We start from the raw sequence: 18,742 nt of genomic DNA, 5'->3' as shown, positions 1-18,742 counted from the left end.
TTTGTTGCGCCAGGCCGCCCATGCCGCATCTGCGGCGGCGATGGCCGCCTCGGCGTCGGCCGGGCCCAGGTTGGCCACATCGGCCAGCTTCAAACCGGTGGCGGGGTCGTGCACGTCAAAGCGGGCGCTGCCGGCCACCCATTGGCCGTTGATCAGGGCGTCGGTCTTGAGCAGGCTGGGGTCTTTGAGCAAGGCCAGTGGCGAGGTCTTCATGTCCATGTTGCTAGTCCTGTGTGTGTGGGGGGGTGGCCACACCCCAATGGAAAAAAGCGAGCTTACCGCGCGTCGGTCTGCGGGTCAGTAACCGGTGACAACCGGCACGGGCGCTGCGCCTGCAAACCGCTGGCGCAACTGACGAGCGGCGTTGGCCAGCATCACGGTGTCCATGCCCACGGCCACAAAACGCGCGCCCCGATCCAGCCAATGTTGCGCCTGGCCTTCGTCCAGGCTCAGAATGCCCGGCGCCTTGCCGGCTTTGAGGATGCGCTGGATGCCGTCGTCTATGGCGGCTTTGACGGCGGGGTGGTTGGGGTTGCCCGGGTGGCGCATGGAGGCCGAGAGATCGGCCGGGCCGATGAACACGCCGTCCACGCCGGGGGTGGCAGCGATGGCATCAAGGTTGTCCATGGCGAGCACCGTTTCGGCCTGCACCAGCAGGCAGGCCTGGGCGTTAGCCTCGTGCACATAACGTGGGTACAGGCCCCAGCGTGAACCGCGTGCGCCCGCCATACCGCGTATGCCCGCGATGCCATCCGGATCCTCGGGTTGCGGGTAGTGCATGGCGCGCGCCATCAGGTCGGCTTGCTCGGCCGTGTCCACCATGGGCACCAGCACCGTTTGTGCGCCGATGTCGAGCACGCGCTTGATCAGCGCCACGTCGCCCACGGGCACACGCACGATGGGGTGGGAGGGGTAGGCCTGCACCGCCTGCAGTTGCGCCAGCAGCGTGCGGATGTCGTTGGGGCCGTGTTCGGCGTCGAGCAACAGCCAGTCGAAGCCGGCAGTGGCCAGCAGCTCGGCCACGTAGGCGTCGGCCAGGCCGACCCACAGGCCGATCTGGGCACGCTGCTCGCGCATGGCCTGTTTGAAGGGGTTGGTGGGGGTGTGCATGAAAAGCTGTCCGTCGGTGAAGCGTGAGCTTCGGGTTATACCCAAAGCCACCCGGGGCGGCCCCGGCCAAGCCGATAAAATGGCGGGTTGCTTACCCTGGCCCTCACACCATGACCACCCAATTCACCGTTGCCGACATCCGCAAGTCCTTTCTGGATTTTTTTGCTTCCAAGGGCCACACCGTGGTCGCGTCCAGCCCGCTGGTGCCGGGCAACGACCCCACGCTGATGTTCACCAACTCGGGCATGGTGCAGTTCAAGGACGTCTTCCTGGGCACCGACAAGCGCAACTACGTGCGCGCGGCTTCGGTGCAGGCCTGCCTGCGCGCGGGCGGTAAACACAACGACCTGGAAAACGTGGGCTACACCGCCCGCCACCACACCTTCTTCGAGATGCTGGGCAACTGGTCGTTTGGCGACTACTTCAAGCGCGAGAGCCTGAAGTGGGCCTGGGAGTTGCTGACCGAGGTTTACAAGCTGCCGAAGGAGCGCCTGCTGGCCACGGTGTACGCCGAGGACGACGAGGCTTTTGACATCTGGACCAAGGAAATCGGCTTGCCGCCCGAGCGCGTGATCCGCATTGGCGACAACAAGGGCGGCCGCTACAAGAGCGACAACTTCTGGATGATGGCCGACACCGGCCCCTGCGGCCCTTGCAGTGAGATCTTCTACGACCACGGCGACCACATCCCTGGCGGCCCCCCGGGCAGCCCCGAGGAAGACGGGGACCGTTTCATCGAGATCTGGAACAACGTGTTCATGCAGTTCAACATGCACGAAGACGGTTCCGTCACCCCGCTGCCCGCACCCTGTGTGGACACCGGCATGGGCCTGGAGCGCCTGGCCGCCATCCTGCAGCACGTGCACAGCAACTACGAAATCGACATCTTCGATGCGCTGATCAAGGCCGCTGGCCGCGAGACCGGCACGACCGACCTGAGCAACCCCTCGCTCAAGGTGATTGCCGACCACATCCGCGCCACGTCCTTCCTCATCAGCGACGGTGTGATCCCCAGCAACGAAGGCCGGGGCTACGTGCAGCGCCGCATCGTGCGCCGCGCCATCCGCCATGGCTACAAGCTGGGCCAGAAGACGCCGTTCTTCCACAAACTGGTGCCCGATCTGGTCAAGATGATGGGCGATGCCTACCCCAACATGGCGTCGCAGGCGCAGCGCATCACCGAGGTGCTCAAGGCCGAGGAAGAGCGTTTCTACGAAACCTTGGCCAACGGCATGGAGATCCTGGACGCCGCCCTGGCCGACGGTGCCAAGGTGCTGCCCGGCGAGGTGGCCTTCAAGCTGCACGACACCTACGGCTTCCCGCTCGACCTCTCGGCCGATGTGTGCCGCGAGCGTGGCCTCACGGTGGACGAAGCCGGCTTCCACGCCGCCATGGAGGCGCAAAAGGCCAAGGGCCGCGCGGCCGGCAAGTTCAAGATGGACAAGGCGCTGGAATACACCGGCGCCGGCAACACCTTCGTGGGTTACGAGCAGCTGGAGGCCTCCGCCAAGGTGGTGGCCTTGTACCTTGACGGCACGCCCGTGGCCGAACTCAAAGCGGGCCAGCAAGGTGTGGTGGTGCTCGACACCACCCCCTTCTACGCCGAAAGCGGCGGCCAGGTGGGCGACGAAGGCGTGATCAGCACGGCTTCGGCCACCTTTGCCGTGGGCGACACCCAGAAGATCAAGTCCGACGTGTTTGGTCACCATGGCACGGTGGCGCAGGGCACCCTGGCGGTGGGCGACGCCGTCACCGCTTCGGTCAACCTCGACCTGCGCGCGGCCACCGTGCGCAACCACAGCGCCACCCACCTGATGCACAAGGCCTTGCGCGAGGTGCTGGGCGCCCACGTGCAGCAAAAGGGCTCGCTGGTCAACGCCGAGCGCACCCGTTTCGACTTCGCGCACAACGCGCCCGTCACCGACGCCGAAATCCGCCAGATCGAAGCCAAGGTGAACGCCGAAATCCTGGCCAACGCGGCCGCCCAGGCGCGGGTCATGGACATCGAATCGGCTCAAAAAACGGGCGCCATGATGCTGTTCGGCGAGAAGTACGGCGACACCGTTCGCGTGCTCGACATCGGCTCCAGCCGCGAACTCTGCGGTGGCACCCACGTGCAACGCACGGGTGACATTGGCCTGTTCAAGGTGGTGGCTGAAGGCGGCGTGGCGGCGGGCGTGCGCCGCATCGAAGCCATCACTGGCGCCGGCGCGCTGGCCTATCTGCAATCGCTGGAAGACACCGTGGCCCAGGCCGCCGGTGCGCTCAAGGCCCCCACGGCCGAGCTGAACACGCGCATTGGCCAGACCTTGGAGCAAATCAAGGCGCTGGAAAAAGAGGTGGCTGCGCTCAAGGGCAAGCTGGCGTCCAGCCAGGGCGACGAGCTGGTGAACCAGGCGGTGGACGTCAAAGGCATCAAGGTGCTGGCCGCCGTGCTGAACGGCGCCGACGCCAAGACCCTGCGCGACACCCTGGACAAGCTCAAGGACAAACTCAAGACCGCCGCCATCGTGTTGGCCGCCGTGGACGGTGGCAAGGTGCAGCTGGCCGCCGGCGTGACCGCCGACAGCATGGGCAAGGTCAAGGCCGGTGAGCTGGTGAATTTTGTGGCCAGCCAAGTGGGTGGCAAGGGCGGCGGCAAACCCGACATGGCCATGGCTGGCGGCACCGATGCGGCTGCACTGCCACAGGCCCTGGCTGCGGTGCGGGGCTGGGTTTCCGAGCGCGTGTGACGGGGCCTGTTTCGTGTAAGGTGTGGCGGGCCTGAACCCGCCCATCCTCACGAACAAGGAGACCCCGCCATGCAGGGAGATATCGTTTCAGGGCTGCTGCTGCCCCTGATTCTCGCGTTCATCATGTACGCGCTGGGCCTGGGGCTCACCCACTTGGATTTCCGGCGCATCCTGCAACAACCCCGTGCGCTGGTGGTGGGCGTGCTGAGCCAGTTTGTGCTGCTGCCGCTGCTGTGTGTGGGGCTGATCCAGCTGTTTGGCCTGACTGGCACCTTCGCCGTCGGCTTCATGATCCTGGCGGCTTGCCCCACCGGCACCACCTCCAACCTGCTGACCTACATGGCGCGCGGCGACGTGGCGCTGGCGCTGAGTTTCACGGCGGTGGCCAGCGTGTTGACCATCGTCACCTTGCCGCTGGTGGTCGTCTGGGCCATGAACCACTACACAGGTGCCGCCGCCACCGTGCAGGTGCCGGTGGGCGCCATGATGGGGCAGGTGTTTGTGGTGGTGGGCTTGCCGGTGCTGCTGGGCATGCTCACGCGCCATCTCAAGCCGGCGCTGGCCTTGCGCTTCGAACCCGTGGCCACCAAGCTGGCCACCGTCTTGTTCATTCTGGTGGTGGCCGCCGCCGTGGCCAAGAACTGGGCCTTGCTGGTGGAAAACTTCTCCACGCTGGCCGTGTTTGCCGTGGCCCTCAACCTGGCGGCCATGGTGGGCGGCTTTGTGATGGCCTGGCTGACCCGCCTGAGTCGGCGCCAGGCCGTGACCGTGGCCATCGAAACCGGCGTGCAAAACGCCACCCTGGCACTGCTGATCGCCAGCTCCGTGCTGGGCAACGACGCGCTGGGCGTGCCCGGCGCGGTGTATGGCGTGCTGATGTACCTGGGTGGGCTGGTGTTTGCCGTGACCATGCGCCGCGTGTTGGCGGCGCCCGCCGTGGCCGGCGGCTGAGCCCGCTTCGGGGACAATCCCGTCCCATGATCAGACGACGTTGTATGGGGCTGGCCTTGTTGGGCGGCCTGGGCGGCTGGGCCAGCGCGCGCGCCCAGTCCCACGAGATCGCCGAGTGGCCCCGCCAGACACCCACGCCCCAGCTTGATGCCCTGGACATGGCGGGCCGGCGCGTGACGCTGGCCGACTTCAAGGGCCGTGTGCTGGTGCTCAACTTCTGGGCCAGTTGGTGTGAGCCTTGCCGCGCCGAAATGCCCACCCTGCAGCAACTGCCTCAGGTGCTGGGCGAAGACCGGGTGGCGGTGCTCGCAGTCAACTTCAAGGAAGGGCCCCGGCGCATCGCGCAGTTCACGCAGGCGGCGGGTGTCACGTTGCCGGTGGCGTTGGACCCGCAGGGCGACGTGACCCGCGCCTGGGGGGTCAAGGTGTTTCCCACCACGGTGTTGATCGACCCCAGTGGCCGGGCGCGCCAGCGCATCCGTGGCGAGGTGGACTGGAGCAGCCACCAGGCGCTGGGCTGGATCGAAGCGTTGCTGCGGCGATAATCGGCGCCCGACTTCGGCGTGTCCCTTGACAGACGTGCCGGTCGTTTTTTCCTACTCCGGAGTTCTTTTGATGACCACCGATCGCCGCGCTTTTCTGCGGCGCACGGCAGCCACGTCCGTGGCTGTTGTGCTGCCCGCTGTCCCGTTTTCATCTGCACTGGCCCAGACGGCGCCCTCCCGCAGCGAGTTCAAGCCCGTGCCGGGCGACTGGCGCACGTTTGACGTCACCACCCGCGTGGATTTGCTCATGCCTTCGGGCGCCACCCAGGTCTGGTTGCCGCTGCCCTCGGTGGAAAGCGATTGGCAACGTTCGCTGACCAGCGGTTTCCACACCAACGGGCAAGCCCGCCTGACCGAGGACGGCCGTTATGGCGTGAAGATGCTGCACGTGCAGTTCGACGCCGGTGTGTCGCAGCCTTTTGTGGAACTCAGCAGCCGCGTGAGCACCCGCAACCGCGCCACCGACTGGTCGCACAAAACCACCGTTGCCGCCGCCGCCACCGAAGATGCGGCCTCGCTGCGCTTCTGGACCCAGCCCACCCGCCTGCTGCCCACCGACGGCATCGTGCGCGAGACCGCACGCGAGGCCACGAAAGGCGCGCGCACCGACGTGCAAAAAGCCCAGGCCATCTACGACTGGGTGGTGGCCAACACCTACCGCGAACCCAAGGTGCGCGGCTGCGGCGAAGGCGACATCAAGACCATGCTGGAAACCGGCAACCTGGGCGGCAAGTGCGCCGACCTCAACGCCATTTTCGTGGGCTTGTGCCGCGCGGCCGGTCTGCCGGCGCGCGATGTGTATGGCATCCGCCTGGCACCCTCGGCCTTTGGCTACAAGGAACTCAGTGGCAACCCGAGCAGCCTCAAGGGCGCGCAGCACTGCCGCGCCGAGGTGCACCTGGCCGGCCACGGCTGGGTGGCCATGGACCCGGCCGACGTGGCCAAGGTCATGCGCCTGGAAACCCCGGAGTGGATCAAAACCACCCGGCACCCGGTGGTGGCCCCGGTGAACCAGCGCCTGTTTGGTGGCTGGGAGGGCAACTGGCTGGCCTGGAACATGGGCCACGACCTGAAGCTGCCTGGCTCGGCAGGCCCGGAGCTGGGCTTCTTGATGTACCCCATGGCCGAAACCGGTGGCGAGCGCGTGGACCCCTACGCGCCCGACGATTTCAAGTACCAGATCACGGCCACCGAGATCAAGGCCTGACAGGCTGAGCGTCTTTTGCATCGGCCCAGGCGTTCAAGGGCAGCAAACGGCGCTGGCTTGTGAAGTGCCGCGCCTCGCCGGTGAAGGGGTCGTCAAACGCCAGCGCCTGGGCCAGCAACTGCAGCGGGCGTTCGGTGTCGTCCGCCAGGTCGGCCGGCAACACGCGAGGATAGAAGCGGTCGCCCAGCAGCGGCAGGCCCAGCGCGTTCATGTGGACACGGAGTTGGTGGCGTTTGCCCGTCACCGGCGTCAACCGGTAGCGGGCCAGCCCGGCAACGTGTTCCACCATTTCGATGCGGGTTTCGCTGTTGGGCTCGCCGGCCACTTCCTGCATGGTGAAAAAGCCCTCCACCGGCGCCAGGCGGCTGCGCTGCACATGGGGCAGGGGCAGGTCGGCGCGCCACGGGCCCAGGGCTTCGTAGACCTTGTGCACCGCGCGCTCGCGGAAGAGGTTTTGGTAGGCCGCACGGGTGTGGGCCTGCACCGCAAACACCACCAGGCCAGCGGTTTCGCGGTCGATGCGGTGCAAGGGGCTCAGTTCCGGCAGGCCCAGGCGCTCGCGCAGGCGCACCAGCAGGCTGTGGCGCACATACCGCCCACCCGGCACCACCGGCATGTGGTGGGGCTTGTCGGCCACCACCAGCCAGTTGTCCTGAAACAGCAAGGTTTCGCTGTCGTGCAACGGTGGCTCGGTGGCCACGTGCCGGTAGTACCAGATGCGGGTGTTGCGCAAGAACGGTGTGTCCGGGGGCAGCGGGCGCCCGTTTTCGTCCAACACCTCGCCCGCAGCCATGCGCGTGGCCCAGCCCATGCGGTCCAGCGCCGGCAGCCGCCACGCCAGGTAGTCCACCACACCGGGCCAGGGGCCAGCGCCTGGCAAGGCGACGGCGCTCGCATCCAGGCCACCTCGGGCGGGTATGTGGGCGGGGCGGGGGGCGCGGGTCATGGTGTGGGGCGGGTCGGGTGCGGGGTGCAGGCGGTATTGTCACCATGGTGTTGTCGGCGCCAATTTGATACAGTTTCACAATCCGTCCGCTGGGCGCGGCGCAGTGAAAAAAATGAAAAAAACGAAACTGGGACTGTGGTGTGTGCTGGGGGTGTGGCTGGCGCTGATGGCCGGGCCACTGTGGGCGCAGCGGGTGGTCTTCATCAATCCGGGCAAAAAGGACGAGGCCTATTGGGCCGCCGCGGCGCAATCCATGCAGGCGGCGGCGCGCAGTCTGGGTCAGTCGCTGGAGGTGTTCTACGCCGAGCGTGAGCATCTGCGCGCGTTGGCGTTCGCGCGCGAACTGGTGGCCCGTGCGCCGAGCGAGCGCCCGGACTACGCGGTGTTTTCCAACGACTACGGCACCGGCGCCGAATTGCTGCGCATATTCGAAGGCAGCGGCATCCGATGTTTCCTCGCCTTCAGCAAGCCACCACCCGACGGCCCGAGCGGCGCCGGCCGGCCACGTGAACATTTCAAGCACTGGGTGGGTTCGCTGGAACCCCGGGCCGAGGATGCGGGTTACCTCACGGCCCGCGCCTTGATCGAGAAAGGGCGCGCGGCCCGCGCCCAGGCGCCCGATGGCAAACTGCACCTGCTGGCCATCGCGGGCGACCGCAGCACCACCGCCTCGGTGCTGCGCAACGAAGGCATGCGCCGCGCCGTGCGCGAGGCCGGCGATGTGCTGCTGGTGCAGGAGGTGTACGCCGACTGGTCGCGCGAAAAAGCCACCGAGCAGGCGACCTGGTTGTGGCAACGCCACCCCCATGCCAAGCTGGTGTGGGCTGGCAACGATTTGATGGCTTTTGGCGCCATGGCGGCCTGGGAGCAACGGGGTGGCACGCCGGGCAAAACCGCTTGGTTCAGTGGCATCAACACCTCCAGCGAAGCCATGGCGGCGCTGAAGTCGGGTCGGCTGGCGGCGTTGGCCGGTGGGCATTTCATCACGGGCGCCTGGGCCCTGGTCATGATCCATGACCACCACCACGGCCACGATTTCGCCGACGAAGGGCTGGCGCTGGAGCGTTCCATGTTCACGCTGTTCAATGAGCGCACGGCGGATGTTTTTCTGGCGCGCTTCGGTCCGAGCGCCGAGCCAGTGGACTACCGACGCTACAGCAAGGTGCTCAACCCTCAGGTGCGGCGCTATGAATTTGGCTTCGCGCAGTTGCTGCGCTGAACCATGACCGACTCGCCGCTGTTCCGCCCCATTGCGGCCCGCCTGATCCGCCGCACCATCGTGTTGTCGGCGCTGTGTGTGGCCGTGGTGTTGGCCTTGCAGACCTGGTTGTTGTGGCAACAACACCGGCAGCGTCTGGTGGAGGTGGTGGAAACCGTGGGCAGCACCCATGTGCCTTTGTTGGGGGTGGCCTTGTGGGACATCGAGCCGCAGGCCGTGCAACTGCAGGTGCGCGCCATCGCCAGCTGGCCGGAGGTGGGCCATGTGCGCGTGCGGGCCGCCACTGGCCAGGTGTTCGAAGGGGGTGACGCGTCGCTGGCGGGTGCGCCCCATTCGCATGTGGTCGAGATCAGCGCGCCACGCGGTGGCCCGCCCGTGGGGCAGCTGGAACTGGTGGCCGACCCGGCCCATTTGCACTCGGTGGTGGGTCGCAACGCGCTGCAGATGTTGATGGGCTACGGCGTGCTGGTGACCGCCTTGTGTGTGCTGATCGCGGTGATGTTGCGCCGCGAGTTGCAAACACCGCTGGAAAGCATGGCGCGTTTTGCAGCCGAACTCACCCCGGAGCAATTGACGAAACCCTTGCAGATCGAGCGGCCCACGCGCCAGGGGCGGGTCGACGAAATCGACGTGCTGGCCGATGGCATCAGCAAATTGCAGGCCGGTTTGCGGGGCCACATCGCCAACCTGGACGACCTGGTGGCCGAGCGCACCGAGAAGCTGGAACTGCTGGTGGAGGAGATCCACCGCCTGTCCATGACCGACGCGCTGACGGGTGCCTACAACCGCCGCACCATAGACGACCGCCTGCCGTCCGAGGTGGAGCGGGCGCACCGCTATGGACGCGACCTGTCGGTGCTGTTCCTTGACCTGGACCACTTCAAGCAGATCAACGACAGCCACGGCCACCCGGTGGGCGACGTGGTGCTGCGCCACATGGCCAACTGCGTGCGCGAGCGGTTGCGCAGCGGGGTGGACTGGATCGCTCGCTACGGCGGCGAGGAGTTTCTGGTGGTCTTGCCCGAGACGCCGCTGGACTCGGCGGTGGCCACAGCGGAACGCTTGCGCGAGCGCATCGCGGCCGAGCTGATCGTGTTGGACGGCGGCTTGAACCTGAGCATCACGGCCAGCTTTGGCGTGACCGCTTGCCGCGAAGGCGACGACAGCAGCACCTTGCTGGCGCGCGCCGACGCCTTGCTCTATGAGGCCAAGCTGGCGGGGCGCAACCGCGTGGCGTCCAGCACCTGAGGCCGCCTCAGCGGCGTTTGAAAACCAGGTCCCACACGCCGTGGCCCAGCTTGAGGCCGCGGTTCTCGAACTTGGTCAGTGGCCGGTAGGCGGGTTTGGGCGCGAAACCGCTGCTGTTGGAGGTCACCGTGTTGACGAGCAGCGGTTCGGCACTCAGCACCTCCAGCATCTGTTGTGCGTAGGGCTCCCAGTCGGTGGCCAGGTGCAGGTAGCCGTCGGGCTTGAGGTGGCGTGCCAGGCGCTGCACAAAAGGCCCCTGGATCAGCCGGCGCTTGTGGTGGCGGGTTTTGTGCCACGGATCGGGGAAGAAGATGTGCACGCCATCCAAACTCTGCTCCGGCAGCATGTGGTCCAGCACCTCCACCGCGTCGTGGCGGAAGATGCGGATGTTCTCAATGCCTTGTTCGCCACACAGCTTGAGCAGGGCGCCCACGCCGGGCTCATGCACCTCGCAACACAAAAAGTTGTCGTCGGGCCGCACCTGGGCGATGTGCGCCGTGGCCCCACCCATGCCAAAACCGATTTCCATGATGAGCGGCGCGCTGCGGCCAAAGGCGGCCGTGGTGTCCAGCGGCTCGGGCCGGTAGGGCAGCAGAAAGCGCGGGCCAAACTGCTCGTAAGCACGTTGCTGGCCGGGGCCGGTGCGCCCGGCGCGCAGCACGTAGCTTTTGATGACGCGCCGGAACGGGACGGCGTCGCTGGGGTCTGGGGTGTCGGTCATGGGGGTGCCTGTTTGGGGCACCGATTCTATCGGCCTCAGGCCAGTGCCCAAACGCTGGCCCATTGGGTGGTCCAGGTGGCCAGTGCCTCGGCCACACCGCCTGTGGCAGAGGGCAGGTCCAACACCTGGGCCGCGCGGTTCAGGGCGGCCAGCGGTTCGCTCAGGTCGAGGGCGGCGGCGCCGGTCTGTTTGCTCAGCTTGTGTCCGTCGGCCGCCAACACCAGCGGGGTGTGGAGGTAGGTCGGCGTGGGCAGGCCCAGTGCCCGTTGCAGCAGCATCTGCCGTGGCGTGTTGTCGGCCAGGTCGGCGCCACGCACCACGTGGGTCACGCCTTGGGCGGCGTCGTCCACCACCACCGCGAGCTGGTAGGCCCACAGGCCATCGGCGCGTTGGAGCACGAAGTCGCCCACATCGTGGGCCACGTCTTGTTGCTGTGCGCCCAAGCGCCGGTCGTGCCAATGCACAGGGGCTTGGGCCGAAGGGATGAAAAACCGCCAGGCCCGCGCGGCATGCCCCCGCAATCCGCCGTTTTCAGGTCGGCAGGTGCCGGGGTAGACGAGTTCGCCATGCCGGGCTTTGTGGGCGTTGGTCTGCGCCGCAGCGATGTCTTTGCGCGAGCACGCGCAGGGGTAGGCGTGTTGCCGCGCGATCAGCGTGTCCAGGGCCTGTTGGTAGGCAGGGCCTCGCTGGGACTGCCACAGCACCGGCCCGTCACTCACCAGGCCACAGGCGGCCAACTGCTGCAGGATCAGGCGGTCGGCACCGGGCACACAGCGCGGCGTGTCCACGTCTTCGATGCGCACCAGCCATGCGCCGCCGTGGGCGCGGGCATCCAGCCAGCTGGCCAGGGCCGCGACCAGCGAGCCCGCATGCAGCGCGCCCGTGGGGGAGGGCGCAAACCGACCGATGTAGCTACTGGTCAAGCGACTTTCAAAGCCAACTCAAGACCCGACACGAAGGCGTTTTCGACCCGGTGGCCCAGACACCAGTCGCCACACAGGCCAATGCCGGCTTCTGCGTTCCACAGGAAAGGCTGGCCCAGGGGCTGCTGCGTCTGGGCGTAGCGCCACAGGTGGGTGACGGCGTGGCCAGGTTCGGCGCGGATGCCGGTGATCTGGGCAAAGCCCTTGAGCATCTTGGCCTTGACGCGTTCGGCGTCGTCTTCCAGGTGCTCGGCCGACCAGGCAGGGCTGGCCTGAATGGTCCAGCGCTCGATGGGGCTGCGCCCAGGCTTGCTCGATTCACGCGCCAGCCAGCTGATGCGGTGGTGGGTGCTGCGCGCGGCGTTCCAGTGCGGCCCCAGGTGGCTCAGGCCGGGCTGCATGGCGTTGGGGTAGGCCACCATCAGCGTCCAGCAGGGGGCCACCGTCACGTGGGCCATGGCTTCGCGCAGCGCGGGCAGAAGGCCGCTGGCGCGCAGCAGGCTGTCGGCCTGCACGTTGGGCAGGGCCAGCAACACCTGGTCGAACCCGCCGTACACATGCTGGGCGTCGGCCGGGCCTTCGGTGCGCAGTTGCCAACGGGTGGCATCCAGCGCGTCGCGTTCGATGTGGGTGACGCGTGTTTCAAGCAGGGTGTCGGCGCTCAGGCTGCCGTCGCTCAGCGGTTGGGCCCAGTGGCGCACCAGCGCATTCATGCTGGGGGTACCCACAAAGTGGGCCTCGCTGGGTGGTGGGGCGCTGGCCAGCACGTGGCCCAGTTCGTCCAGCACGCGCACGGTGTTGGCGCTCCAGGGGCGGGCCAGGGCTGGCACGGTTTTGAGCAGGGTCACAAAACGCGGGTCGCGCACGGTGAAGTACTGGGCGCCGTGGTCGAAGTCGCCAAACTCGGTGTGGCGGGTGGCCATGCGGCCGCCGAAACCCCGGCTTTTCTCAAACAGGCTGACGCGGTGGCCGGCTTGCACCAGGGTGCGGGCGCACACCACACCGGCCATGCCGGCGCCAATGACGGCGATATGGCGCTGTGGTGTGGTGGTGGCAGCGGTGTCCGGGGGACGGGTGGCTTTGGGGGCGGAAGGGCGCTTCTTGTTCATGGTCACCGTGGGGAGTTGTTGAGGCCACTGTAACAGCCGCCGCGTCAGCTGCGGTGGTGGTTTTCCAGCAAGGCCTGGCGGGTGTTGCGGTGGCGCAATTGGTCCAGCCACCAGTTCAGCGCACGCCCTTCGACTTTGCGGCCGGTGCCACTGACGCACCAGGCGTAGGCCACACGCACCACGCGGGTGGGGCGGGCCACCGGTTTGACCACCAGCAGGCCGGCATCGATGTAGGGTTGCACCAGGGGCTGTGGCAGGAAGCCACAGCCGAGCCCACGCAACTGCGCTTCGAGCTTGTGCAACATGGTGGGCACGGTCAGCACCTCTTGCCCGGGCAGGATGCCCAGGCTCACGCTGCGCCCACGCTGGGTGGAGTCGGCCACGGCCACCACCCGGTGCGGCTGCAACTGGGCGTCGCTGAGTTTGCCTTCCAGTGCCGCCAGCGGGTGGTGGGGCGCGACCACAAAAATGAAGGGCAGGTGGCCCATGTCAGCCAGCGCAATGCCGGTGGAGGGGGTGAGGTCGGCGGCCACGCCCAGGGCCAGGTCGGCGTTGCCATTGAGCACGCTTTCCCAGGTGCCGGTGAGGGTTTCGGCGCGCAGCTTGAGCTGGGTGGGTGCGCCCAGCGCGTAAAAGGCCTCGCACAGCTCAAACAAGGTGCTGCGCGCGATGATGGCGTCGGCAGCGATGGTGAGTTGGGGTTCCCAGCCGGTGGCAATGCGCTTGACGCGCTGGGCCACGGCGTCCAGCTCCAGCAGCAGGTGTTCGCCCGCGCGCAGCAGTTCGGCACCGGCCGGGGTGAGCTGGGCGCGGCGGGCGCTGCGGTCGAACAGCAGCACGTCCAGCGCGTCCTCCACCTGGCGCACGCGGTAGGTCAGGGCGCTGGGCACCAGGCCCAGTTCGCGCGCCGCTGCAGCCATGCTGCCCTGGCGGGCAACCGTGTCGATGAGCTTGAGGTTTTCGGGCGAAAGCGCACTGCGTGGGTTTTGCATGATGGGCAAAATTCTATTCAATTGTTTTGAATGATGGCATCAAAGCCCCAGCCCCCGGCAAGGGCGAGCGAGGCCTACAGTCATGGACATCGACCACCCACACGAAGGAGAACCCAGATGCTGACAATCAGACGATCCCAGGAACGTGGCTACGCCGACCACGGCTGGCTCAAGAGCTTCCATTCCTTCTCGTTCGCCGGCTACTACGACCCGGCCCACATGGGCTGGGGCAACCTGCGGGTGATCAACGAAGACCGCATCGCCCCCGGCACCGGCTTTGGCACCCACGGCCACCGCGACATGGAGATCATCAGCTACGTGTTGTCGGGTGAACTGGCGCACAAGGACAGCATGGGCAACGTCAAGGGCATCCCGCCCGGCGAGGTGCAGCGCATGAGCGCCGGCACCGGCGTCATGCACAGCGAGTTCAACCACGCGCCCAACCAGCAGACGCACTTCTTGCAGATCTGGATCGAGCCCAAGTTCACCGGCGTCAAGCCGGGCTACGAACAAAAGGCGTTTGCGGAGGCCGAAAAACGCGGTCGCCTGCGGTTGGTGGCGTCGCGCACCGGCGCCGAGGGTTCGGTGAGCATGAACGCCGATGCCGCGCTGTACGCCGGGCTGTTCGATGGCGCTGAGCAGGCCGAGCTGGCGCTGGACCCGGCGCGCAAGGCCTATGTGCACCTGGTGCGCGGCAGCCTGTCGGTCAATGGCGAAACCCTGCAAGGCGGTGACGCCGCGCTGATCGAGGGCCAATCGCGGCTGGCGCTGGCGCAGGGCCAGGACGCCGAGGTGCTGGTGTTCGATCTCGCGCCCTGAACCGCGCTTAACATTCGCGGCATGAAATTCATCGCCGTGCTCCCCTGGGCAGACTGGCTGGCGCTGGTCTGTTTTGTGGCCTTGTGGGCGGGTTACGCCTGGTTTGCCAAAAGCTGGGGCCTGCGCAAGCCGTCCCTGCTGGTCACCACCAACCGCTACCGGGGTTTCTGGATGCTGCAGGCCACGTCGCGCGACCCGCGCATGCTTGACGGCCTGATCACGCAGAGCCTGTCGCAGACACCGGCGTTTTTCTGCTCCACCTCCATCCTCATCATCGGCGGTCTGTTTGCGGTGCTGGGCACCACAGAAAAAGCCGCCGAAATGGTCAGCGAAATGCCGTTTGCGCAGGCCACCTCGCTGGCGGTGCTCGAACTGAAGGTGCTGGTGCTGCTGGCGGTGTTCGTGTACGCCTTCTTCCGCTTCTCCTGGTCGATGCGGCAGTACACCTTTGTGTCCTTGCTCATCGGTGGTTTGCCCGACCCCAAGGATTTTGAGTCGGGCAAGTTCGACCGAGAGCGTTTTGCCCAGCGTGCGGCCGACATGGTGGGCGCCGCCGCCGAAACCTTCAACGACGGTTTGCGCGCCTACTACTTTTCGTTTGCCGCCCTGGCCTGGTTCTTTTCACCGTTGGCCATGGTGGGTGGCACCTTGCTGGTGGTGCTCATCCTCTACCGCCGCGAGTTCCACTCCGAGGTGCTGGGCATCCTGCGCGAGTAGGCACGCGGCGGCGCCTCGTCACGCGGCCACCGCATCTACCGGCGCCGGAAACCCGTTGCGGCCCGGAAACTCCGGTGCCAGTTCGCGGGCGTTGCCCATCTTGAGCCACAGGCGGATCATCTTGCGGCGCTTGGCCAGGTCCTCGTCGTCTTCAAACCCGTTGCGCGAGTGCAGCACCGCGTAGTTGTTGGCGAACTGGATGTCGCCCGGCTCCAGCATCATGTCCAGGCGGATGGCGGGGTCGTGCATGACCTCGTCGAACAGGTCGAGTGCGGCGATCTCCACCCGCGACAGCGGCTGCTTCATGATCTCGTGCCCCAGCTCCAGGTACTGGCGCAGGTAGCGGCAGCTGAGCTTGCCTTGGTGGAAGCTGAAGATGGGCGAGAGGCTGGGCATGGGCTCGCACAGGTGCTCGAAGTACATCGGTCGGTAGTACAGGCCGATGAATTCGGGGCGGCGCGCCAGGATTTCGTTGTAGATCGCGGCCACGCTGACCAGGCTGCTCAGGCCACCCTGTTTGGCCCTGCGTATGCACAGCAGGCCGACCACGTCGGAGGGGTCGGAGTGGTAGGGCAGGTAGAGGTTGGTTTCGTAGACGCGGGTGGACTTCTTGGTCACGTCGCCCACGTTCATCACCGCGCCCAGCAGCTCGCCGCGCGGGTTCTGGCGCACGGGCGTGCCCATGTGCAGGCCCAGGCCGTAGTAGAGGCAGTTGATCTCTTCTTCGGTGTAGCGGTGCACCGGCAGCCCACGCAGCAGCAGAAAGCCACGGCCGTTTTCCAGTTCGTCGGCGTAGCGCGCGAAATCGGGCGCCAGTGCGTGCAGGGGGAAGTCGTCCTTGCCAAAGTGGGGAAAGCTCAGACCACGGGCCTTGAGATGTGCCAGCGCGGCGTCGAACACGGCGATGGTGTCGGGTGTGAGGTGATGCACCCACGCCGTGTCGTTGGCGATGGCCGGGCCTTTCCAGACCGCCGGGCCGGTGATGGGTGTGGCTTGGATGATGGCGTTCATGGCGCTTATTGCGGCTTGTAGCCGGCGTTTTTGACCATGGTGGCCGAGAAGTCCTGCGTGGCTTTCAGGCGGGCATTCAGGTCGGCGGCGCTGCCCGCCTGGGCCTGGATACCGAGGTTGGACAGTTTCTCGACGAAGTCGGCGGACTTGACCACCTTGGTGATCGCGCTGTTGTAGCTTTCAATCAGGTTGGCGGGTGTGCCAGCCGGTGCGAACACGCCGTTGAAAATCATGTCCTCGTAGCCTTTGATGCCCAGCTCGGCGTAGGTGGGCACGTCGGGCAGCAGCGACAGGCGGTGGGTGCCGTTGACCGCCACGATGCGCAGCTTGCCCGCCTTGGCCGGCTGCGACATGGCGCCCACCGAGCCGATGCCGGCCGGGATCTGCCCGGCCATCACGTCTTGCACGATGGGGGCGTCGCCCCGGTAGGGGGCCGACTTCAAGTCCAGGCCCAGGGCCTTGGCCACCACGCCAACGGCGAAGTCAGGCGCGCTGGCGGGGGCGGGCACGCCCACATTGCCTTTGCCAGGGTTGGCCTTGACCCAGGCGGCAAATTCCTTCATGCCGGCGTTCGGGTTGCCGATGACGGTGGTGTTGACCACAAACACGTCGGGGTTGACCGCCACCATGGCGACTGGGATGAAGTCCTTGGCGGTGTCGAAGCCGGGGTTGTTGATGGTCAGCGGGATCATGGCCACGGTGTGGCTGTTCGACAGAAAAATCGTGCCGCCGTCGGGCTTGGCGCCCTTGAGCGTCTGGGCCGCGATCTGGCCGCCAGCGCCGGGTTTGTTTTCCACCACCACGCTGCGGCCCAGCTCTTGCTGCAGGCCCTGGGCCAGGTGGCGGGCAATCGCATCGCTGCTGCCGCCGGCCGGAAAGCCCACCAGGATTTTGATGGGCGGGCCATCGGCCAGGGCCGGGCCGTGGGCCAGCAGCAGCGCGGCGGCGGCAGAAGCAGAAGCCACAAGGGCTTGGAGAGCGGGGCGTCGTTTCATGGTGGGAACTCCAGGGAGGGGGATGAAAATGAAAGAAGACCGAATGGGTTGCAAGCGGCGTGCCGGGCTCATGCCATGTCAAACACCTTGCCGGGGTTGAGTTGGTTCAAGGGGTCCAGCGCGTGTTTGATGGCCCGCATGGTGGCCAGCTCGGTTGGGCTGCGGCTGGCACCCAGGTAGGGTTTTTTGTGCAGCCCAATGCCGTGTTCGGCCGACACGCTGCCCCCGGCCTCGGCCACCAGGCCGTAGACGATGGCTTCAACCGCGTGTTCGGCTTCGGCAAAGCTGAGGTTGCCCAAGGACCGTGCATCGGTGCTCAGGTGCAGGTTGCCGTCGCCCAGGTGGCCAAATCGCAGCGATCGGTGCCCCGGAAAACGGCTTGAGAGCGCGTCAATACAGCGGTCGGCAAAGTCGCCAATGGCCGCCTGCGGCAGGCTGATGTCGAAGTTGATCGGTGCCAGGCGCGAGGGGAATTCGGCGGTGATCTCGCGCAGCCGCCACAGGCCAGCGGCCTGTGTTTGCGATTGCGCCAGCACCGCATCCAACACCCGCCCATCTTCCATGGCGCTGCCCAGCACGGCTTCCAGCGCCTGCGCCAGAGCACTTTCGTCGGCGCCGCTGAGGTCGGTCAGCACCAGCAGCGGGTGGTCTTGGTCAAAGGGGCGGGGCTGGCCGGTCCAGGCCAGGGCGTGCTGCACGAAGTCGTCCCACATCAGTTCAAACGCGGCCACGCCGCCAGGGCAGCGCGCTTGCAGTTGGCCCAGCAGCGCCAGGGCGCTGGCCACGTCGGGCACCGCGGCCAGGGCGGTGGCGCGTGCCGGCTGCGCGGGCTGCAGGCGCAGTTGGGCGCGGGTGATGACGCCCAGCGTGCCCTCGCTGCCAATGAACCAATGTTTGAGGTCGTAGCCGGTGTTGTTCTTGACCATGGGGCGCAGCATGTCAAGCACGCTGCCGTCGGCCAGCACCACCTCCAGGCCCAGGGTCTGCTCGCGCATCATGCCGAACTGCACCACGCCATTGCCACCGGCATTGGTGGCCAGGTTGCCCCCGATCTGGCAGCTGCCGCGCGCACCCAGGTCCACACCGAACAGGCAGCCGGCGGCCAACGCCGCCTCTTGCACCGCCTGCAGCGTGGCGCCGGCCTGCACGGTGACAACGCGGGCCACCGGGTCCAGCGATTCGATGGCGTTCATCCGGTCCAGCGACAGCACCACCGCACCGGGCGTGGGCACCGCGCCGCCGGCCAGGCCGGTGAGGCCGCCCTGTGGCACCACCGGCACCCGATGGGCGTGGCAGATGCGCAGCGCGGCCGAAATCTGGGCGGTGCTGTCCGGGCGCAGCCAGGCCAGGGGGGCCAGCGGGGCGGTGCCGCTCCAGTCGGTGTGGCGGTCGGTGGGAATGGCGTCGCCGCTGCGCACCGCATCCGCGCCCAGGGTGTCGGTCAGCGCGCTCAAAAAGTCGGCACAAGCCGGTGTGGGGATTTGTGACAAAGGCATG

General features: G+C 66.9%; 18 protein-coding genes. 8 read left to right on the top strand and 10 right to left on the bottom strand.

Going from position 1 to position 18,742, the window contains the following annotated elements:
- On the bottom strand, positions 1-219 hold a 219-nt coding region (locus tag ACFQPB_RS16715; protein WP_382225692.1), incomplete at its 3' end, for an aldehyde dehydrogenase family protein.
- Between the two features lie 78 nt (positions 220-297).
- Positions 298-1,110, bottom strand: coding sequence for an aldolase/citrate lyase family protein (locus tag ACFQPB_RS16710; protein WP_382225690.1), 813 nt, complete (start codon positions 1,108-1,110; stop codon positions 298-300).
- Between the two features lie 110 nt (positions 1,111-1,220).
- On the opposite strand from ACFQPB_RS16710, the gene alaS reads away from it, so the two are divergent.
- The 4 genes from alaS to ACFQPB_RS16690 all read left to right on the top strand — a co-directional run bounded on the left by alaS (position 1,221) and on the right by ACFQPB_RS16690 (position 6,545).
- On the top strand, positions 1,221-3,842 hold the full coding sequence (gene alaS, locus ACFQPB_RS16705) for an alanine--tRNA ligase (RefSeq protein ID WP_382225688.1): 2,622 nt from the start codon (positions 1,221-1,223) through the stop codon (positions 3,840-3,842).
- A gap of 69 nt (positions 3,843-3,911) precedes the next feature.
- Complete coding sequence (locus ACFQPB_RS16700; protein WP_382203050.1) at positions 3,912-4,793, top strand: bile acid:sodium symporter family protein; 882 nt, start codon at positions 3,912-3,914, stop codon at positions 4,791-4,793.
- Positions 4,794-4,819: 26 nt separating this feature from the next.
- Complete coding sequence (locus tag ACFQPB_RS16695) at positions 4,820-5,338, top strand: TlpA family protein disulfide reductase (RefSeq protein WP_382203051.1); 519 nt, start codon at positions 4,820-4,822, stop codon at positions 5,336-5,338.
- A 70-nt stretch (positions 5,339-5,408) separates the two neighbouring features.
- Positions 5,409-6,545 (top strand): transglutaminase-like domain-containing protein, encoded by a 1,137-nt coding sequence (locus tag ACFQPB_RS16690; protein ID WP_382225685.1) that lies wholly within the window; start codon positions 5,409-5,411, stop codon positions 6,543-6,545.
- Here ACFQPB_RS16690 and ACFQPB_RS16685 read toward each other — a convergent pair.
- Positions 6,535-7,491 carry a pseudouridine synthase gene (locus tag ACFQPB_RS16685; RefSeq protein WP_382225682.1) on the bottom strand — a complete coding sequence of 319 codons (957 nt, stop codon included), beginning with the start codon at positions 7,489-7,491 and terminating at the stop codon, positions 6,535-6,537. The genes ACFQPB_RS16690 and ACFQPB_RS16685 overlap by 11 nt on opposite strands.
- A 112-nt stretch (positions 7,492-7,603) precedes the next feature.
- On the opposite strand from ACFQPB_RS16685, the gene ACFQPB_RS16680 reads away from it, so the two are divergent.
- Entirely contained in the window at positions 7,604-8,710 is a 1,107-nt protein-coding gene (locus tag ACFQPB_RS16680) for an ABC transporter substrate-binding protein (protein WP_382225679.1), read from the top strand.
- Positions 8,711-8,713: 3 nt separating this feature from the next.
- Positions 8,714-9,958, top strand: coding sequence for a GGDEF domain-containing protein (locus ACFQPB_RS16675; protein ID WP_382225676.1), 1,245 nt, complete (start codon positions 8,714-8,716; stop codon positions 9,956-9,958).
- Positions 9,959-9,965: 7 nt separating this feature from the next.
- On the opposite strand, the gene trmB is transcribed toward ACFQPB_RS16675, so the two are convergent.
- From trmB to ACFQPB_RS16655, 4 genes are read right to left on the bottom strand one after another with little or no spacing between them, the layout of a single operon-like run.
- A complete protein-coding gene (trmB, locus tag ACFQPB_RS16670) occupies positions 9,966-10,679 on the bottom strand; it encodes a tRNA (guanosine(46)-N7)-methyltransferase TrmB (RefSeq protein ID WP_382225673.1) in 714 nt (237 codons plus the stop codon).
- Positions 10,680-10,714: 35 nt separating this feature from the next.
- Complete coding sequence (gluQRS, locus tag ACFQPB_RS16665; protein ID WP_382225670.1) at positions 10,715-11,602, bottom strand: tRNA glutamyl-Q(34) synthetase GluQRS; 888 nt, start codon at positions 11,600-11,602, stop codon at positions 10,715-10,717.
- A complete protein-coding gene (locus tag ACFQPB_RS16660; protein WP_382225667.1) occupies positions 11,599-12,711 on the bottom strand; it encodes an NAD(P)/FAD-dependent oxidoreductase in 1,113 nt (370 codons plus the stop codon). The genes gluQRS and ACFQPB_RS16660 overlap by 4 nt, the downstream gene beginning before the upstream one ends.
- Positions 12,712-12,755: 44 nt before the next feature.
- Positions 12,756-13,703: a LysR family transcriptional regulator gene (locus tag ACFQPB_RS16655; protein WP_382225665.1), complete on the bottom strand. Its 948-nt coding sequence runs from the start codon at positions 13,701-13,703 to the stop codon at positions 12,756-12,758.
- A gap of 117 nt (positions 13,704-13,820) precedes the next feature.
- Here ACFQPB_RS16655 and ACFQPB_RS16650 point away from each other — a divergent pair, with 117 nt between their 5' ends.
- Together ACFQPB_RS16650 and ACFQPB_RS16645 are read left to right on the top strand one after the other, a co-directional pair.
- Entirely contained in the window at positions 13,821-14,522 is a 702-nt protein-coding gene (locus tag ACFQPB_RS16650) for a pirin family protein (RefSeq protein ID WP_382225662.1), read from the top strand.
- A gap of 21 nt (positions 14,523-14,543) precedes the next feature.
- Positions 14,544-15,239, top strand: coding sequence for a DUF599 domain-containing protein (locus tag ACFQPB_RS16645; RefSeq protein WP_382225659.1), 696 nt, complete (start codon positions 14,544-14,546; stop codon positions 15,237-15,239).
- An 18-nt stretch (positions 15,240-15,257) separates the two neighbouring features.
- On the opposite strand, the gene ACFQPB_RS16640 is transcribed toward ACFQPB_RS16645, so the two are convergent.
- The 3 genes from ACFQPB_RS16640 to ACFQPB_RS16630 all read right to left on the bottom strand — a co-directional run bounded on the left by ACFQPB_RS16640 (position 15,258) and on the right by ACFQPB_RS16630 (position 18,741).
- Complete coding sequence (locus tag ACFQPB_RS16640; RefSeq protein WP_382225656.1) at positions 15,258-16,250, bottom strand: TauD/TfdA family dioxygenase; 993 nt, start codon at positions 16,248-16,250, stop codon at positions 15,258-15,260.
- A 5-nt stretch (positions 16,251-16,255) separates the two neighbouring features.
- Positions 16,256-17,245, bottom strand: a complete 990-nt coding sequence (locus ACFQPB_RS16635; protein ID WP_382225653.1) for a tripartite tricarboxylate transporter substrate-binding protein — start codon at positions 17,243-17,245, stop codon at positions 16,256-16,258.
- A gap of 68 nt (positions 17,246-17,313) precedes the next feature.
- On the bottom strand, positions 17,314-18,741 hold the full coding sequence (locus tag ACFQPB_RS16630) for an FAD-binding oxidoreductase (protein ID WP_382225650.1): 1,428 nt from the start codon (positions 18,739-18,741) through the stop codon (positions 17,314-17,316).
- Between the last annotated feature and the right edge of the window lies 1 nt (position 18,742).

Source organism: Hydrogenophaga atypica (assembly GCF_042665215.1).
Lineage (GTDB): Bacteria > Pseudomonadota > Gammaproteobacteria > Burkholderiales > Burkholderiaceae_C > Hydrogenophaga > Hydrogenophaga defluvii_A.
This window is presented reverse-complemented; position numbering and strand designations above follow the sequence as displayed.

Excerpts from the sequence above, each read along its gene's own strand:
- ACFQPB_RS16710 (WP_382225690.1), bottom strand. The coding sequence starts at position 1,110 with ATGCACACCCCCACCAACCCCTTCAAACAGGCCATGCGCGAGCAGCGT.
- alaS (WP_382225688.1), top strand. The coding sequence starts at position 1,221 with ATGACCACCCAATTCACCGTTGCCGACATCCGCAAGTCCTTTCTGGAT.
- ACFQPB_RS16700 (WP_382203050.1), top strand. The coding sequence starts at position 3,912 with ATGCAGGGAGATATCGTTTCAGGGCTGCTGCTGCCCCTGATTCTCGCG.
- ACFQPB_RS16695 (WP_382203051.1), top strand. The coding sequence starts at position 4,820 with ATGATCAGACGACGTTGTATGGGGCTGGCCTTGTTGGGCGGCCTGGGC.
- ACFQPB_RS16690 (WP_382225685.1), top strand. The coding sequence starts at position 5,409 with ATGACCACCGATCGCCGCGCTTTTCTGCGGCGCACGGCAGCCACGTCC.
- ACFQPB_RS16685 (WP_382225682.1), bottom strand. The coding sequence starts at position 7,491 with ATGACCCGCGCCCCCCGCCCCGCCCACATACCCGCCCGAGGTGGCCTG.
- ACFQPB_RS16680 (WP_382225679.1), top strand. The coding sequence starts at position 7,604 with ATGAAAAAAACGAAACTGGGACTGTGGTGTGTGCTGGGGGTGTGGCTG.
- ACFQPB_RS16675 (WP_382225676.1), top strand. The coding sequence starts at position 8,714 with ATGACCGACTCGCCGCTGTTCCGCCCCATTGCGGCCCGCCTGATCCGC.
- trmB (WP_382225673.1), bottom strand. The coding sequence starts at position 10,679 with ATGACCGACACCCCAGACCCCAGCGACGCCGTCCCGTTCCGGCGCGTC.
- ACFQPB_RS16660 (WP_382225667.1), bottom strand. The coding sequence starts at position 12,711 with ATGAACAAGAAGCGCCCTTCCGCCCCCAAAGCCACCCGTCCCCCGGAC.
- ACFQPB_RS16655 (WP_382225665.1), bottom strand. The coding sequence starts at position 13,703 with ATGCAAAACCCACGCAGTGCGCTTTCGCCCGAAAACCTCAAGCTCATC.
- ACFQPB_RS16650 (WP_382225662.1), top strand. The coding sequence starts at position 13,821 with ATGCTGACAATCAGACGATCCCAGGAACGTGGCTACGCCGACCACGGC.
- ACFQPB_RS16645 (WP_382225659.1), top strand. The coding sequence starts at position 14,544 with ATGAAATTCATCGCCGTGCTCCCCTGGGCAGACTGGCTGGCGCTGGTC.
- ACFQPB_RS16640 (WP_382225656.1), bottom strand. The coding sequence starts at position 16,250 with ATGAACGCCATCATCCAAGCCACACCCATCACCGGCCCGGCGGTCTGG.
- ACFQPB_RS16635 (WP_382225653.1), bottom strand. The coding sequence starts at position 17,245 with ATGAAACGACGCCCCGCTCTCCAAGCCCTTGTGGCTTCTGCTTCTGCC.
- ACFQPB_RS16630 (WP_382225650.1), bottom strand. The coding sequence starts at position 18,741 with ATGCCTTTGTCACAAATCCCCACACCGGCTTGTGCCGACTTTTTGAGC.